Annotated in this window: 10 protein-coding genes and 2 pseudogenes; 5 read left to right on the plus strand and 7 right to left on the minus strand. The window is 61.5% G+C overall.

Features of this window, described 5'->3' with window-relative positions:
* The 6 genes and pseudogenes from APH41_RS28745 to gap form a co-directional block, all read right to left on the minus strand.
* Positions 1 to 81: pseudogene (locus APH41_RS28745) on the minus strand (DUF454 domain-containing protein); the annotation flags it as partial.
* A 169-nt stretch (positions 82 to 250) separates the two neighbouring features.
* Positions 251 to 859 carry a biliverdin-producing heme oxygenase gene (locus tag APH41_RS08195; protein WP_054918358.1) on the minus strand — a complete coding sequence of 203 codons (609 nt, stop codon included), beginning with the start codon at positions 857 to 859 and terminating at the stop codon, positions 251 to 253.
* A gap of 137 nt (positions 860 to 996) precedes the next feature.
* Positions 997 to 3,562, minus strand: a pseudogene (locus tag APH41_RS08200) (TonB-dependent receptor).
* A gap of 115 nt (positions 3,563 to 3,677) precedes the next feature.
* Positions 3,678 to 4,646, minus strand: a complete 969-nt coding sequence (locus APH41_RS08205; protein WP_054918364.1) for a FecR domain-containing protein — start codon at positions 4,644 to 4,646, stop codon at positions 3,678 to 3,680.
* Between the two features lie 74 nt (positions 4,647 to 4,720).
* Entirely contained in the window at positions 4,721 to 5,239 is a 519-nt protein-coding gene (locus tag APH41_RS08210; protein ID WP_003193922.1) for an RNA polymerase sigma factor, read from the minus strand.
* A 221-nt stretch (positions 5,240 to 5,460) separates the two neighbouring features.
* Positions 5,461 to 6,462 (minus strand): type I glyceraldehyde-3-phosphate dehydrogenase, encoded by a 1,002-nt coding sequence (gene gap / locus APH41_RS08215; RefSeq protein ID WP_003193921.1) that lies wholly within the window; start codon positions 6,460 to 6,462, stop codon positions 5,461 to 5,463.
* A 221-nt stretch (positions 6,463 to 6,683) separates the two neighbouring features.
* Here gap and edd point away from each other — a divergent pair, with 221 nt between their 5' ends.
* From edd to APH41_RS08235, 4 genes are all read left to right on the plus strand, one after another.
* A complete protein-coding gene (gene edd / locus APH41_RS08220; RefSeq protein ID WP_014719752.1) occupies positions 6,684 to 8,510 on the plus strand; it encodes a phosphogluconate dehydratase in 1,827 nt (608 codons plus the stop codon).
* Positions 8,507 to 9,463, plus strand: a complete 957-nt coding sequence (locus APH41_RS08225; RefSeq protein ID WP_014719751.1) for a glucokinase — start codon at positions 8,507 to 8,509, stop codon at positions 9,461 to 9,463. Before edd ends, APH41_RS08225 begins: the two co-directional genes overlap by 4 nt.
* A 138-nt stretch (positions 9,464 to 9,601) precedes the next feature.
* On the plus strand, positions 9,602 to 10,336 hold the full coding sequence (locus tag APH41_RS08230; protein WP_003193918.1) for a response regulator: 735 nt from the start codon (positions 9,602 to 9,604) through the stop codon (positions 10,334 to 10,336).
* Positions 10,326 to 11,795, plus strand: a complete 1,470-nt coding sequence (locus tag APH41_RS08235; RefSeq protein ID WP_054918370.1) for an ATP-binding protein — start codon at positions 10,326 to 10,328, stop codon at positions 11,793 to 11,795. Before APH41_RS08230 ends, APH41_RS08235 begins: the two co-directional genes overlap by 11 nt.
* Before the next feature lie 123 nt (positions 11,796 to 11,918).
* On the opposite strand, the gene APH41_RS08240 is transcribed toward APH41_RS08235, so the two are convergent.
* Positions 11,919 to 12,848 (minus strand): AraC family transcriptional regulator, encoded by a 930-nt coding sequence (locus APH41_RS08240; protein WP_034128611.1) that lies wholly within the window; start codon positions 12,846 to 12,848, stop codon positions 11,919 to 11,921.
* Positions 12,849 to 13,175: 327 nt separating this feature from the next.
* On the opposite strand from APH41_RS08240, the gene APH41_RS08245 reads away from it, so the two are divergent.
* The gene (locus APH41_RS08245; protein ID WP_003193915.1) at positions 13,176 to 13,517 is read left to right on the plus strand and encodes an antibiotic biosynthesis monooxygenase family protein; all 342 of its coding nucleotides are present in this window, start codon (positions 13,176 to 13,178) and stop codon (positions 13,515 to 13,517) included.
* Positions 13,518 to 13,525: the final 8 nt, after the last annotated feature.

The raw sequence follows: 13,525 nt of genomic DNA on the forward strand, positions 1-13,525 counted from the left end.
GCCGATCCCCAGGCTGACGTAGGCCAGCAGGCCAAAGAGGACTTGGGCGATTTTGGAGGAGGATTGGGGTTTGCCGGTCATGCTGCAGTTTTCTGGTGGGAAGGTTTACACATTATCAGCCATGAAATGCACCCAAGTGTGGGAGCTGGCTTGCCTGTGATTGCGGTGTATCAGGTTAAACATCTGGCGCTGACCCACCGCCATCGCAGGCAAGCCAGCTCCCACATTGAACCGCTGTCTACCAGAACACTTACGCCAGTTCTGGGGCGCTAGCGTACGCCTGTTCCAGCAACACGGTGAAGCGCACAAACGCATCAATCGCGCCTTTTTCCACGGCAGCTTCTTCTTCGGCACTGAATGCCAGGCCGTCGAGGGTGCGGGTGAAGCTTTTCCAGCCCTCGGCGCGACCACCGGCCGGCTCGCCCAGGTGGCGGGCACCGAAGGTCTCGCTCAGGCCCAGGCCCACGGCGCGCTTGATCAGGAACGCAGCGCCCAGCTTGGAGCCTTCGGAGACGAACAGCCAGCCCAAAGCTTCGGCTTTGCTGGGGTTGTTCACCGCGCCGGCAACCGGGGCGGGGATTTCGGTGTCCAGGTCTTCCAGGTCGAGCTTGGCGGCTTCGGCGCGGCAGCGGGCGGCCAGGTCAGGGATGATCTGGTTCAGTTCGGCATCGTTGTACAAGGCCACCAGTTCCGATTGGAACAGGTACTGGGCCACTACGAAGCGGGCGAAGTTGGCTTGGGTTTCGAACGGCGCGTGAGCCTTCACCAATGCGTCGAGCTTGGTGTGCGGCTCGTTGGTGATCTGGTTCAGGCGTTGGGAGCGCAGGCTTGGACGTTCTGCGGTGGAAGAAGTGGTCATGAAAAAAATCCTTGAGAAGAGAAGCGCCTGGGCGCCCTGAAGAGAGCTGTTATCAACTAGACGAACAAGAAGACGCGGCACAGTAAAAAATCCTCACCTCGCCGCGGATGCAATGGCGGCGAGGTGAGGCGGAAGGGTCAGATGTCCCAGATCACGTTGATCGCAAAGTTGCGACCGGGCTGGGTCAGGCGGTCGAGGTTGGCCGGGCCGGTCACACCGGCTTCGCCGACGCTGTCGTAGCTGCGCACGTCATCCCAGTTCCAGTACTTCTTGTCGGTGAGGTTGTAGAGGCCACCGTTGACGGTCACGTCTTTGCTCACCTTGTAATAAGCGGTCAGGTCGAGGATGCCGAAGCCCGGGGTCTTGAACGGGCCGTCGGTGCCGCCGTCGGGCGCGTGGAAGGTGGTGCTGTCGACGCGGTCCTGTTTTTTCACCAAGGTCCAGCTCACCAGGCCACCGTAGTTGTCCTGGTCGTAGCCCAGGCCAAACACGCCCTTGAGCGGGTTGACGCTGTTCAACGGCTCGCCATTGTCGTCGTTGCGACCGTAGGTGTAGGCAACCGAGCCTTGGGTATACAGGCGCCTTCGGCGCGCCGAAGGTATCCAGGTTCAGGCGGCCCTTGGCTTCCACGCCCTTGACGGTGGCGCGCTTGATGTTGACCGCCTTGAATTGCTCCACGGTGCCGCCGACCACGGCGTTGTCTTCGTCGATAAAGTCACGGTACTTGTTGTAGTACACCGCAATATCGAAGGAGCCTTCGTCGAATTTGCCGCGAATCCCGGTTTCGATGCCTTTGCTGGTTTCTGGCTTGAGGTCGGGGTTGGGTTCGACGGTGTAGCCCAGGTTGAGGTTTTCGAAGCGACCGTACAGCGCTTTGGCAGACGGCGTACGGAAGCCCTCGGCGTATTGACCGAACCAGGTGTAGTTGTCGGTCAGGGCATAGGTGAGGCCGAACTTGGGTGTTACGCGGTTCCAGGTCTTGTCTTTGCCATCGACGGTATAGGCGCCGGTCGGGTTGACGGTGTTGAGGAATTCCTGGGTCAGCTTGGGCTTGAGCCGGGTGTAGTCATAACGCACGGCAGGCAGGAAAGTCCATTTGTCCCAGGTGATCTGGTCCTGGGCGAACAGCGAGTAGGTGTTGATGGTTGGGTCGGGGAAGTCGCTGGCCTTCTTCACGCTGTCGCTCGCTTGCGGGCTCGGCGCGCCGATGGCGGTGCAGCCGGCGCCAATGGCCAGGCACGAGGCCGAGCCTTCGCGTGAACCGGTGACTTTCTGCTGCTTGAGGGTGGTGCCGTAGGTCACCTGGTGCTCGGTTTCACCGAGGCTGAATGCTTTGTCCAGTTGCGCGTCGAAGACCCACTGTTTCTCTTCGTAAAGGGTGTCGCGGGTACGCAGGACGCGACGGCCCGCCTGGTAGATTTCGGCGGTGGTCTGGTCGGTCTTGGCGATCTGGTAGTTGAGGCTGGTCTTGATGCGGTCGGCAATCGGCGACTCCAGGGCAAAGGTGTTTTCCAGTCCGAAGCGCTCGCGGGTAATGGTGTCGTTACCCCGACGGTCGCGGTACAGGTTCATGCCCCGGCCACCGATGAACGGGCCGCCCACTGCGTTTTTCAGATTGACGTCGCGGTCATCCTTGAACTTCTCGTAGGTCAGGCCCAGGCGGTTGTCATCGCCATAGTTCCAGCCCAGCTTGGCCAGCACGTTGGTGGTGCGCGCATCTTCCGGGTTGGCGCCGGTACGGGCCAGGCCAGTGGCGTTGTTGCCATCGTAGGATTCGGTTTCGTGGCCATTGCGCTGGCTCAGGTGCAGCAAACCGTCGAAGTCTTGCACACGCCCGGCGAAGGTGCCGGAGGTCAGCCAGCTCTCGTCGGCGGAGCTGTAGCCGGTCTTCAGGCGGGCACCGACGTCCTGGCCTGGCTTGATGATGTCATCCGGGTCGAGGGTGAAATAACTCACCGCGCCGCCGATGGCGCTGCTGCCGTACAGGGCCGAGGCCGGGCCGCGCAAGATCTCCACGCGCTTGACGATTTCCGGGTCGACGTAATTGCGGCGGGTCTTGGCGTAAGGGCCGTTGAAGAAATTGTCCGGCACTTCGACGCCATCCACCTGGGTGAGGACGCGGTCGCCGTCGATGCCACGAATGTTGTAGCCCGCGTTACCCGAGCGCGTACCGGCGCCGCCGACGGAGACGCCGGGTTCGTAGCGCACCAGTTCACGGATGTTGTTGACGTTCTGGCGGTCCAGTTCTGCGCGGTCGTGCACGCTGACGGTGCTCGGTACGCTGTTCACATCCTGTTCATTGCGAGTGGCGCTGATGGTCACCTGTTGCAGGGCGAGGGCGCTGCCGGCGCTACGTTTTTCCAGCACGATGTTGTTGGTGCCCAGTTTGCGATAGCTCAGGTTGGTCCCCACCAACAGCCGGTCCAGGGCTTTTTCCGCTGGCAGCGGGCCGCGCACGCCAGGGGACGATACGCCCTGGCCCAGTTCGGCCGGCAGGCCTACTTGCCAGCCGGTCACTGCGGTGAAAGCGTTGAGTGCCGACACCAATGGCTGCTGTTCGATGCTGAACGTGTAATTGGCGTGGCTGCGAGCGGCAGGTTCCGCGGCGGTGGCGCTCATGACGGGCGCACCAGCCAGCAGGATCGCGGCGGTCAGCAAGGACAAAACGGGCGAAGCAGACCGGCGGTTGAAACGAGAGGACATCGAGAGCGCTCCGGGATACGAATCTTATAGTTGCGAACCGAACCAAATAGGAATCAGTTGCATTGGCTATAACGAGACGTATCGCCGGTTAACATCGAGTAAAAATAATTCTCATTTAGTTCAGGATCACCAGCGCCGGGTACTCCGACAGCTTGGCCGAGGTGATGTGGGCCAGGGAGCGCACCACGTCCAGGGGCTGGTCGAGGCGGTAGTTGCCGGTGACGGCGACGCTGGCCAACTGCTCGTTGTTGTTGACGATCCAGCCTGGGTAATAGCGGCGCAGCTCAGCCAGCACTTCGCTCATCGGGCAGTTTTCGAACACTAGCCGGCCCTGCACCCAGGCCAGGTCCTTGCTGGGATCGAGCTTGGCCGGTTGGCCGAAACCCTTGGGGCCGATGCGGATGCTTTCACCGGCGCTCAGGCGCACGCGGGCATCGTCGAAAGTGTTGCTCAGGTCGACATCGCCGCGCTGCACTTGAACCTGGGCTTCGCCATTGAGGTAGCGCACGGCAAAGGCGGTGTCACGCACGCTGGCGCGCACCGGGCCGGCGTCTATTTCCAGGGGCAGGCCACGGGTGGGCGCTATTTCAAAGAACGCTTCGCCCTGGTACAGGCGGGCAATGCGCTGGTGGTGGTTGATGGTGCTGGAAAATGCCGAGTTGGTGTTCAACAGTACCTTGGAGCCATCGTCCAGTTGCAGGCGCTGGCGCTCGCCGACCACCGTCAGATGGTCGGCCTGCAAACGCACCGGCAGGTTGCTGAAACTGAACAGGCCGACCAGTAACACGGCGGCGGTGGCCAGGGGTTTCCAGTGCGGTCTGATCCGGCGCCAGCCGCTGGGCTTGCGCGGTGCGGCGAGGGCCACGGCGGCGCTGTGTACCGGCGCGTCACCCCAGGCGGCCTGGGCCTTGCTGAAGGCGTGGACATTCGCCGGGTCCTGGGCCAGCCAGGCGTCGAACGCGGCCTGCTGCCCAGGTTGCGGGCACTGCAAGGCGATCAGCCAATCGAGGGCTTGGTCCATGGCCGCGTCTTGCAACACCTCATGAGCCAACGCATGGGGGCGCAGTTTATTCGGGTCCGTCACGGTGTTCCTCGGGTCTTCGCCACGTTCTATTCATTTTTCCTACAGCTTGGATCGACACCTCTGTCGGGTGAAGCTTAAGGCTGATCCAGCCGTTCGGCCACACCCACACAGATAGCCATGATCAATTTGAGTTCCTTTTGCACCGTGCTCAAGGACACACCCAACTGATCGGCAATTTCCTGATAGCTGCAACCGTGCAGACGGCTGAGGATGAAAATCCGCTGCTGGCGGGCGCTCAACTGGCCGAGGCTGACACTCAGGTGCTCCAGTAGCTGCTCGGCCTGGGTAGCTTCCTCAGGCGTGCTGGCCGGCGCGGCGACGCTTTGCAGGACATCCAGCGGGACATCCTCCTGCAGGGTACGCGCCTGAATCCTGCGCGAACGCAAGTGATCCAGCGCCAGGTTGCGCGCCGTCTGGTAGACAAAGGGTTCAAGGTGGTCGATTGGCCGCTCGCTGAGGGCCCGAGTCACGCGCAGGTAGGTTTCCTGCAACAGGTCCTCGGCGGTGCTGTGGTTATGCACCATGCGTTGCAGAGTTCGTAGCAGGATCACCCGTTGGGTGAGGAAGACGTGGTTGAAGCGAGATTGGCTCACAGTGATACCAGACCGATTTGCAGTTAATGATAATGCTTATCATCAACTGAAATGGCAAGTGGCACTTTGAGATGCCTTGGAGATTGTGCCGCTCGTTCCCATGCTCTGCGTGGGAACACATCCTGTGACGCTCCGCGTCACAACTTTAAGAGCAGGACGCGGAGCGTCCAGGGTGGCATTCCCACGCAGAGCGTGGGAACGATCTGGTCGATCTTGTGGAGTTACTCGGCGTTGCACAACGCCAGGCAGTTATCCAGCATGCGGTTGGAGAAGCCCCACTCGTTGTCATACCACGCCAATACTTTGAGCAATTTGCCACTGACCTTGGTGTGATTGGCATCGAAGATCGACGACAGCGGGTTATGGTTGAAGTCACTGGAAACCAGCGGCAGGGTGTTGTAGCCGAGGATCTTCGAATGCTGGCTGGCGTGTTTGAGCAGGGCGTTGACTTCATCGGCCGTGGCTTCTTTCTTCAACTGCACGGTGAGGTCCACCAGCGACACGTTGATCACCGGTACACGCACCGCCATGCCGGTCAGCTTGCCTGCCAGTTCTGGCAGCACCAGGCCCACCGCTTCAGCGGCGCCGGTCTTGCTCGGGATCATGTTCTGGGTGGCCGAACGCGCGCGGTACGGGTCGGTGTGGTACACGTCGGTGAGGTTCTGGTCGTTGGTGTAGGCGTGAATAGTGGTCATCAGCCCGCTTTCGATGCCCAGCTCGCGATGCAGCACCTGGGCGACCGGCGCCAGGCAGTTGGTGGTGCACGATGCGTTGGAGATGATCTGGTGGGATTGACGCAAAATGTCATGGTTTACCCCGTAGACCACAGTCGCGTCCGCGCCTTTGGCCGGGGCGGAGATGATCACCTTGCGCGCGCCAGCGCTAATATGCGCGGCAGCCTTGTCACGGTCGGTGAACAGGCCGGTGCATTCGAACACCACGTCAATCTTGTGCGCAGCCCACGGCAGGTCGGCGGGGTTGCGAATGGCACTCACGGCAATCCGGTCACCATTGACGGTCAGGCTTTCCTGATCGTGGGCAACCTCTGCGTCGAAAGTGCCGTGTACGGTGTCGTACTTGAGCAGGTGGGCATTGATCGAACTGTCGCCCAAATCGTTGATGGCGACGATCTGCAGATCCTGGCGATAGCCTTGGGTATACAGTGCGCGCAGGACATTACGGCCGATACGGCCAAAACCATTGATTGCGATTCGAAGAGTCATCGGAAAGTGCCTGTCGTCGATTTGTTGTAAGAATTACAAGATTATTCGCATAAAAATAGAAAACAAGCCTTTTTAGTGGCAATATTTTGTTCAATCTACAACGAGTGACCTGAATCAACTGGTCCGATGATCCAAACGACCCCCTGCCATCCCATGAGCCGTGGGCGTTTGATCAGCATAGACACTCAGGTCGCCACATCCGTTAGCCTGGAGTTCTATACATGCATCCCCGCGTTCTTGAGGTCACCGAACGGCTTATCGCCCGCAGCCGCGCCACCCGCGAGGCTTACCTTGCGCTCATTCGCGGCGCAGCCAGCGACGGTCCGATGCGCGGCAAGCTGCAATGCGCCAACTTCGCCCACGGCGTGGCCGGTTGCGGCACCGAAGACAAAAACAGCCTGCGCATGATGAATGCCGCCAACGTGGCAATTGTTTCTTCTTATAACGACATGCTCTCGGCGCATCAGCCCTACGAGCATTTCCCCGAACAAATCAAAAAGGCGCTGCGCGAAGTTGGCTCGGTCGGCCAGTTCGCTGGCGGCACCCCCGCCATGTGCGACGGCGTGACCCAGGGCGAGCCGGGCATGGAGCTGAGCCTGCTCAGCCGCGAAGTCATTGCCATGTCCACGGCGGTAGCGCTGTCCCACAACATGTTCGACGCCGCGCTGATGCTGGGCATCTGCGACAAGATTGTTCCTGGCCTGATGATGGGCGCGCTGCGCTACGGCCACCTGCCGATGATTTTCGTGCCAGGCGGGCCGATGCCCTCGGGTATCTCCAACAAGCAGAAGGCCGATGTGCGCCAGCGCTATGCCGAAGGCAAGGCCAGCCGCGAAGAACTGCTGGAATCGGAGATGAAGTCCTACCACAGCCCCGGCACCTGCACTTTCTACGGCACCGCCAACACCAACCAGTTGCTGATGGAAGTCATGGGCCTGCACTTGCCCGGCGCTTCGTTCGTCAACCCGTACACGCCCCTGCGGGATGCGTTGACCCGTGAAGCTGCGCATCAGGTCACGCGTTTGACCAAGGCCAATGGCAATTTCACGCCGATTGGCGAGATTGTCGACGAGAAGTCCATCGTCAACTCCATCGTTGCGCTCAACGCCACTGGCGGCTCCACCAACCACACCCTGCACATGCCGGCCATTGCCATGTCGGCAGGCATCATCCTGACCTGGCAGGACATGGCCGACCTCTCCGAGGTGGTGCCGACCCTGTCCCACGTGTATCCAAATGGCAAGGCTGACATCAACCACTTCCAGGCGGCGGGCGGTATGTCGTTCCTGATCCGCGAACTGCTGGAAGCCGGCCTGCTTCACGAAGACGTCAACACCGTGGCCGGCAAGGGCCTGAGCCGCTATATCCAGGAACCTTTCCTGGTGGATGGCGAACTGGTCTGGCGCGACGGCCCGATCGAAAGCCTCGACGAAACCATCCTGCGCCCGGTGGCCCGTGCGTTCTCGCCGGAAGGCGGCTTGCGCGTGATGGAAGGCAACCTAGGCCGTGGCGTGATGAAGGTTTCGGCGGTAGCGCCGGAGCATCAGGTTGTCGAAGCGCCCGCGGTGGTGTTCCAGGACCAGCAGGACTTGGCCGATGCCTTCAAGGCTGGCCTGTTGGAAAAAGACTTTGTCGCGGTGATGCGCTTCCAGGGGCCGCGCTCCAACGGCATGCCGGAACTGCACAAGATGACCCCGTTCCTGGGCGTGTTGCAGGACCGTGGTTTCAAAGTGGCGTTGGTAACAGACGGGCGCATGTCCGGCGCGTCGGGTAAGATCCCTGCCGCGATCCACGTCAACCCCGAAGCCCAGAGCGGCGGGCCGCTGGCGCGGGTCCAGGATGGCGATATCATCCGCGTCGATGGCGTTACCGGCACCCTGGAGCTTAAGGTGGACGCCGAAGTATTTGCAGCGCGCACGCCTGCCACGGGCCTGTTGGGCAATAACGTGGGGGCCGGCCGCGAGCTGTTTGCATTCATGCGCTTGGCCGCAAGCTCCGCAGAGCAGGGCGCCAGCGCCTTTACCTCTGCCTTGGAGACGCTTAAGTGAAGCTTGCGCTGGTCGGTGACATCGGGGGGACTAACGCCCGTTTTGCGTTATGGCGGGATCAGGAACTGCATTCGATCCGCGTGCATGCCACGGCGGATCACGGCAGCCCTGAAGAGGCGATCAAGGTCTATCTCAAAGAGGAAGGCCTGGAAATCGGGGACATCGGTGCGGTGTGCCTGTCGGTGGCCGGGCCGGTGAGCGGCGATGAATTCAAGTTCACCAACAACCACTGGCGCCTGAGCAAAACCGCGTTTTGCCAGGCCCTGCAGGTGGATGAACTGTTGCTGGTCAACGACTTCTCGGCCATGGCCCTGGGCATGACCCGGCTCAAGCCCGACGAATTCCGCGTGGTCTGCGAAGGCACGCCGGAGCCCTTGCGCCCGGCCGTGGTGATCGGCCCGGGTACGGGTCTTGGTGTCGGCACCTTGCTGGACCTCGGCGCAGGCCGTTGGGCAGCATTGCCGGGGGAGGGTGGGCATGTCGACCTGCCCCTGAGCAGCCCACGGGAAACCCAGCTGTGGCAACACATCTACAGCGAGATCGGGCATGTCAGCGCCGAAACCGCGTTAAGCGGTGGTGGCCTGCCACGGCTGTACCGGGCGATTTGTGCGGTGGATGGGCATGAGCCGGTGCTCGACACCCCCGAAGCCATCACGGCGGCGGGCCTGGCCGGCGATCCGGTGGCGATGGAAGTATTGGACCAGTTCAGCATCTGGCTGGGCCGGGTGGCGGGCAATAACGTCTTGACCACCGGTGGACGCGGTGGCGTGTACATCGTGGGTGGGGTGATACCGAGGTTTGCCGACTTCTTTATCGCCAGTGGTTTCGCTAAAAGCTTCGCGGATAAAGGCTGCATGAGCGACTACTTCAAAGGTATTCCAGTGTGGTTGGTGACGGCGCCGTATTCCGGGCTGACTGGGGCGGGTGTGGCGCTTGAGCAAGCTTTTGCATAGGTCATAATGGCGCCATCGCAGGCAAGCCAGCTCCCACAGTCTGGAATGCATTCCAAGTGTGGGAGCTGGCTTGCCTGCGATGACGGCCTAAAGCGCACCCGATGATTTAAGCCAGGCCATAACAACAAGGAGGCCCCCGTGAGCGTAATCAGTAAATCCATTCTCCTCGTCGACGACGACCAGGAAATCCGCGAATTGCTGCAAACCTACCTCAGTCGCGCCGGCTTCCAGGTCCGTGGCGTGTCCGACGGTGCGGGGTTCCGCCAGGCAATGAACGAGGCGCCGTGCGACCTGGTTATCCTCGATGTCATGTTGCCAGACGAAGACGGCTTCAGCCTGTGCCGCTGGATTCGCCAGCACCCGCGCCAGGCGCAGGTGCCGATCATCATGCTCACCGCCAGTTCCGACGAAGCCGACCGCGTGATCGGCCTGGAGCTGGGTGCCGATGACTATATCGGCAAGCCGTTCAGCCCCCGCGAGTTGCAGGCGCGTATCAAGGCACTGCTGCGCCGCTGCCAATTCGGCCAGGAGCGCAGCAGCGGCGGTGATGTGTGGGTGTTCGATGAATGGCGCCTGGATATGATCAGCCACCGCTTGTTTCATGTGGATGGTGAAGAGGTGATCCTCTCCGGTGCCGACTTCGCCTTGCTCAAGTTGTTTCTCGACCACCCGCAACAGATCCTCGACCGTGACACCATCGGCAACGCCACCCGTGGCCGCGACCTGATGCCCCTGGACCGTATCGTCGACATGGCCGTCAGCCGCTTGCGCCAGCGCCTGCGCGACACCGAGAAACCTCCGCGGCTGATCCGCACCGTGCGTGGCAGCGGCTATCAACTGGCAGCCAGCGTGGTTGCCGGCAATGCCCATTGAACCGCTGAACGAACGCCGTCGCCGCTTCCCGGTACCCCGCTCGCTGCTGGGGCGCATGTTACTGCTGACCTTGCTGGCGGTGCTGTTTGCCCAAGCGCTGTCCAGCGTGATCTGGGTGTCGCAACTGCGCGCCACCCAGCTTGAGGGCCTGGTGACCAGCGCCCGTAGTCTGGCGCACTCAATGACCGCCAGCGTGAGTTACTTCCGGTCGCTGCCGGTGGCCTATCGCCCGTTAGTGCTGGACCAATTGCGCAGCATGGGCGGCACGCGTTTTGTGGTGACCCTCAACGATCGCCCGCTAGACATGCAGATACTGCCTGAAACCCCGCGCAAGCAGGCGGTGCTGGTGGCAGTGGATGAAGTGCTGCGCCAGACCCTGGGTGCCGACGTGCATATCTCGGTGGAGTTCGTCAGCGCCGAAGACCTGCGCATCTTCAATGCCGGCCTGAAGCTCGACGAACTGCCACGCTCCTGGGCCCATTACGCGTTGACCCTGGAGCCGGTGAACCCGCCGGTGCTGGTCACCCAGATCCAACTGGCACCCGGTGAATGGCTGTACATCGCCTCGCTATTGCCCGAGCCCTACACCAGCCTGGAAGAGCAAGGCCTGCCGTCCCAGCAGGTGTGGTTCATCGTGCTCACCAGCGGTTTTCTGCTGCTGTTCATCGGCCTGCTGGTGCACTGGCAAAGCCGACCGCTCAAGCGCCTGGCGCGAGCGGCGCGGGACATGTCCCTGGGCGCCGATGTGGAGCCGGTGGCTGAAGGCGGCGGCAGTGAAGTGGTGGAAGTGGGCCGTGCATTCAATGCCATGCGTGAACGCATCAGCCGTTACCTGACCGAGCGCAGCCAGTTGTTCAGCGCGATTTCCCATGACCTGCGCACGCCCATCACCCGCCTGCGCCTGCGTGTGGAATTGCTGGAAGACGAGAACCTGCAAAACAAATTCGGCCGTGACCTGGATGAGCTGGAATTGCTGGTCAAGGGCGCGCTGCAATGCGTGAAAGACACCGACATCCACGAAAACATCCAGCCGGTGGACCTCAACCACGTCCTCGAATGCCTGGTGGAGCCGTACCTGGCACCCCATGGCAATGGCCGAGTGACCCTTGATGGCGCGGCCCTGTCAGCCTACCCAGGCAAGCCGCTGGCGCTGAAGCGCTGCATCGGCAACCTGATCGACAACGCGCTCAAGTACGGGCAGAACGCGCATTTGCATATCGAGGACGATGGCGTGCAGTTCATCCTGCATGTGGATGACGAGGGGCCCGGCGTGCCGCAGCAGCGACTGGAGCAGGTGTTTGAACCGCACTTCCGCCTGGCCGGCCAGCAGCAGGGTTACGGATTGGGGTTGGGGATTGCGCGCAATATTGCCCACAGCCATGGGGGCGAAGTGAGTTTGCAGAACCTGCGTGAAGGCGGCCTGCGCGTTACCCTGCAACTACCAAGAACCTTGGACTAACAAACACCTGAGATCAAATGTGGGAGCTGGCTTGCCTGCGATAGCGGTGGTTCAGTGGACTCATTAGTGACTGACACACCGCCATCGCAGGCAAGCCAGCTCCCACATGTTGCTCTGCGTACATCAGATGCTCTGGCGCAACCGGGCCAGGTCGCGCAGCGGCGGCGCACCGAACAACCGGCTGTACTCCCGGCTGAACTGGGACGGGCTTTCATACCCCACCCGATAGCCCGCCGCCGAGGCCTCCAGCCCTTCGGCAATCATCAGCCGCCGGGCTTCCTGCAAGCGCAGTTGCTTCTGGTATTGCAGCGGGCTCATGGCCGTGATCGCTTTGAAGCGATGGTGCAGGGTCGAGACGCTCAGGTTCACTTCTTTGGCCAGGTCGTCGATACGCAGCGGCTGTTCGTAGTTACCGTTCAACCAGGTGATCGCCTGGCTCACCCGATGGCTCTGGCTGTTAGCCACAGCGATTTCATACAGGCGATAACCCTGCGGGCCACGCAGCAAGCGGTAGAGAATTTCACGGTTGATCAAGGGCGCGAGCATCGCGATGTCTTTAGGCGTGTCCAGCAAGCGGGTCAGGCGCAGCACCGCGTCGAGCAGTGCGTGATCGATGCGGTCGACGTACATGCCTCGTGAGGTCGGGCGCGAGGGCACGCCCATCGGCCCGGCCTCTGCGATCAGCGCTGTGAGCTGCGCCGGGTCGATATTGATACGCACCGAGAGGTTCGGGTCCTCGGCGGTGGCGTCAATAATGCGGCCGGCTACCGGCATCGCCACCGAGAACACCAGGTAGTTGAGCGGGTCGTAGGCAAAGATTTCGTCGGCCAGGCGCACCTCCTTACTGCCACTGGCTAGGATGCACAGCGCGGGTTCCACCAGCACCGGCATGAAATCCCGGGGCGCGTTGTGGCGGTTCAGGTACAGCGAGGTGATCGCCGTGCCGTAGGAGCCGTCCTCCCAGGTATGGCGGTGCACGATACTGGCCAGCTCGGCGCGTTGTTTCTCCATCTCGGCATCGAGGGGAATGGACTTGGATTCGGGCGACGGCATGGGGCGTCCTCTACGCGCTGCTTTGATGGGCTCAGCTTAGCGGCAGCTTTTCAAAAAGTGTTACGTCGATTCTGCAGCATCCTTGCCTGATCCTGCGAGATAGCTTGAATCAGGCAAGTGCGCAGCCTGTCATCAGCCTGAAACATTAGGCCTGGGCCTGGAATAAATCCTGGGGCCGAACGTCCTCCCTACGCTTCTCGCAGGATTGTGCAATAAGCCTGCAGGAATTGACTAACCGCGCCCACCCCCGCGCCGTTATCTTTGATCCTGTGGCAACACGCCCTCATTGTGCTTGCCGAGCATCACTTCTCAACGGGAGAGTCGAACATGTCCACCCCCATTCCCGCGAGCCATATGGCCTTTATCCGCGCCCGTAGCGGGTGCAGCACTGAACTCGGTGCACGCTTGAGCAGTTTGATCGAACCAGGTCGCCAGGCCCAGGGTTGCCTGCAATTCTCGTTGCAGCACTCCCAGGTCGATCCCGATGTCTGGCTGGTGTCCGGGTTCTGGAGCAGCGAGCAGGCCATGAGCGCCTACTTCAACTCTCCGGCCCTGATGATCTTCACTGAGCTTCTGAACGACATGGTCGTACGCAGCATGGACTTCCAGACCTTCACCGACGCATCGGCGGCACAGGCCTACGGCGAGTACCTGCAACTGGCCGGTTAACGGTTAGA

Source organism: Pseudomonas sp. NBRC 111138 (assembly GCF_001320835.1).
Taxonomy (GTDB): domain Bacteria; phylum Pseudomonadota; class Gammaproteobacteria; order Pseudomonadales; family Pseudomonadaceae; genus Aquipseudomonas; species Aquipseudomonas paracarnis.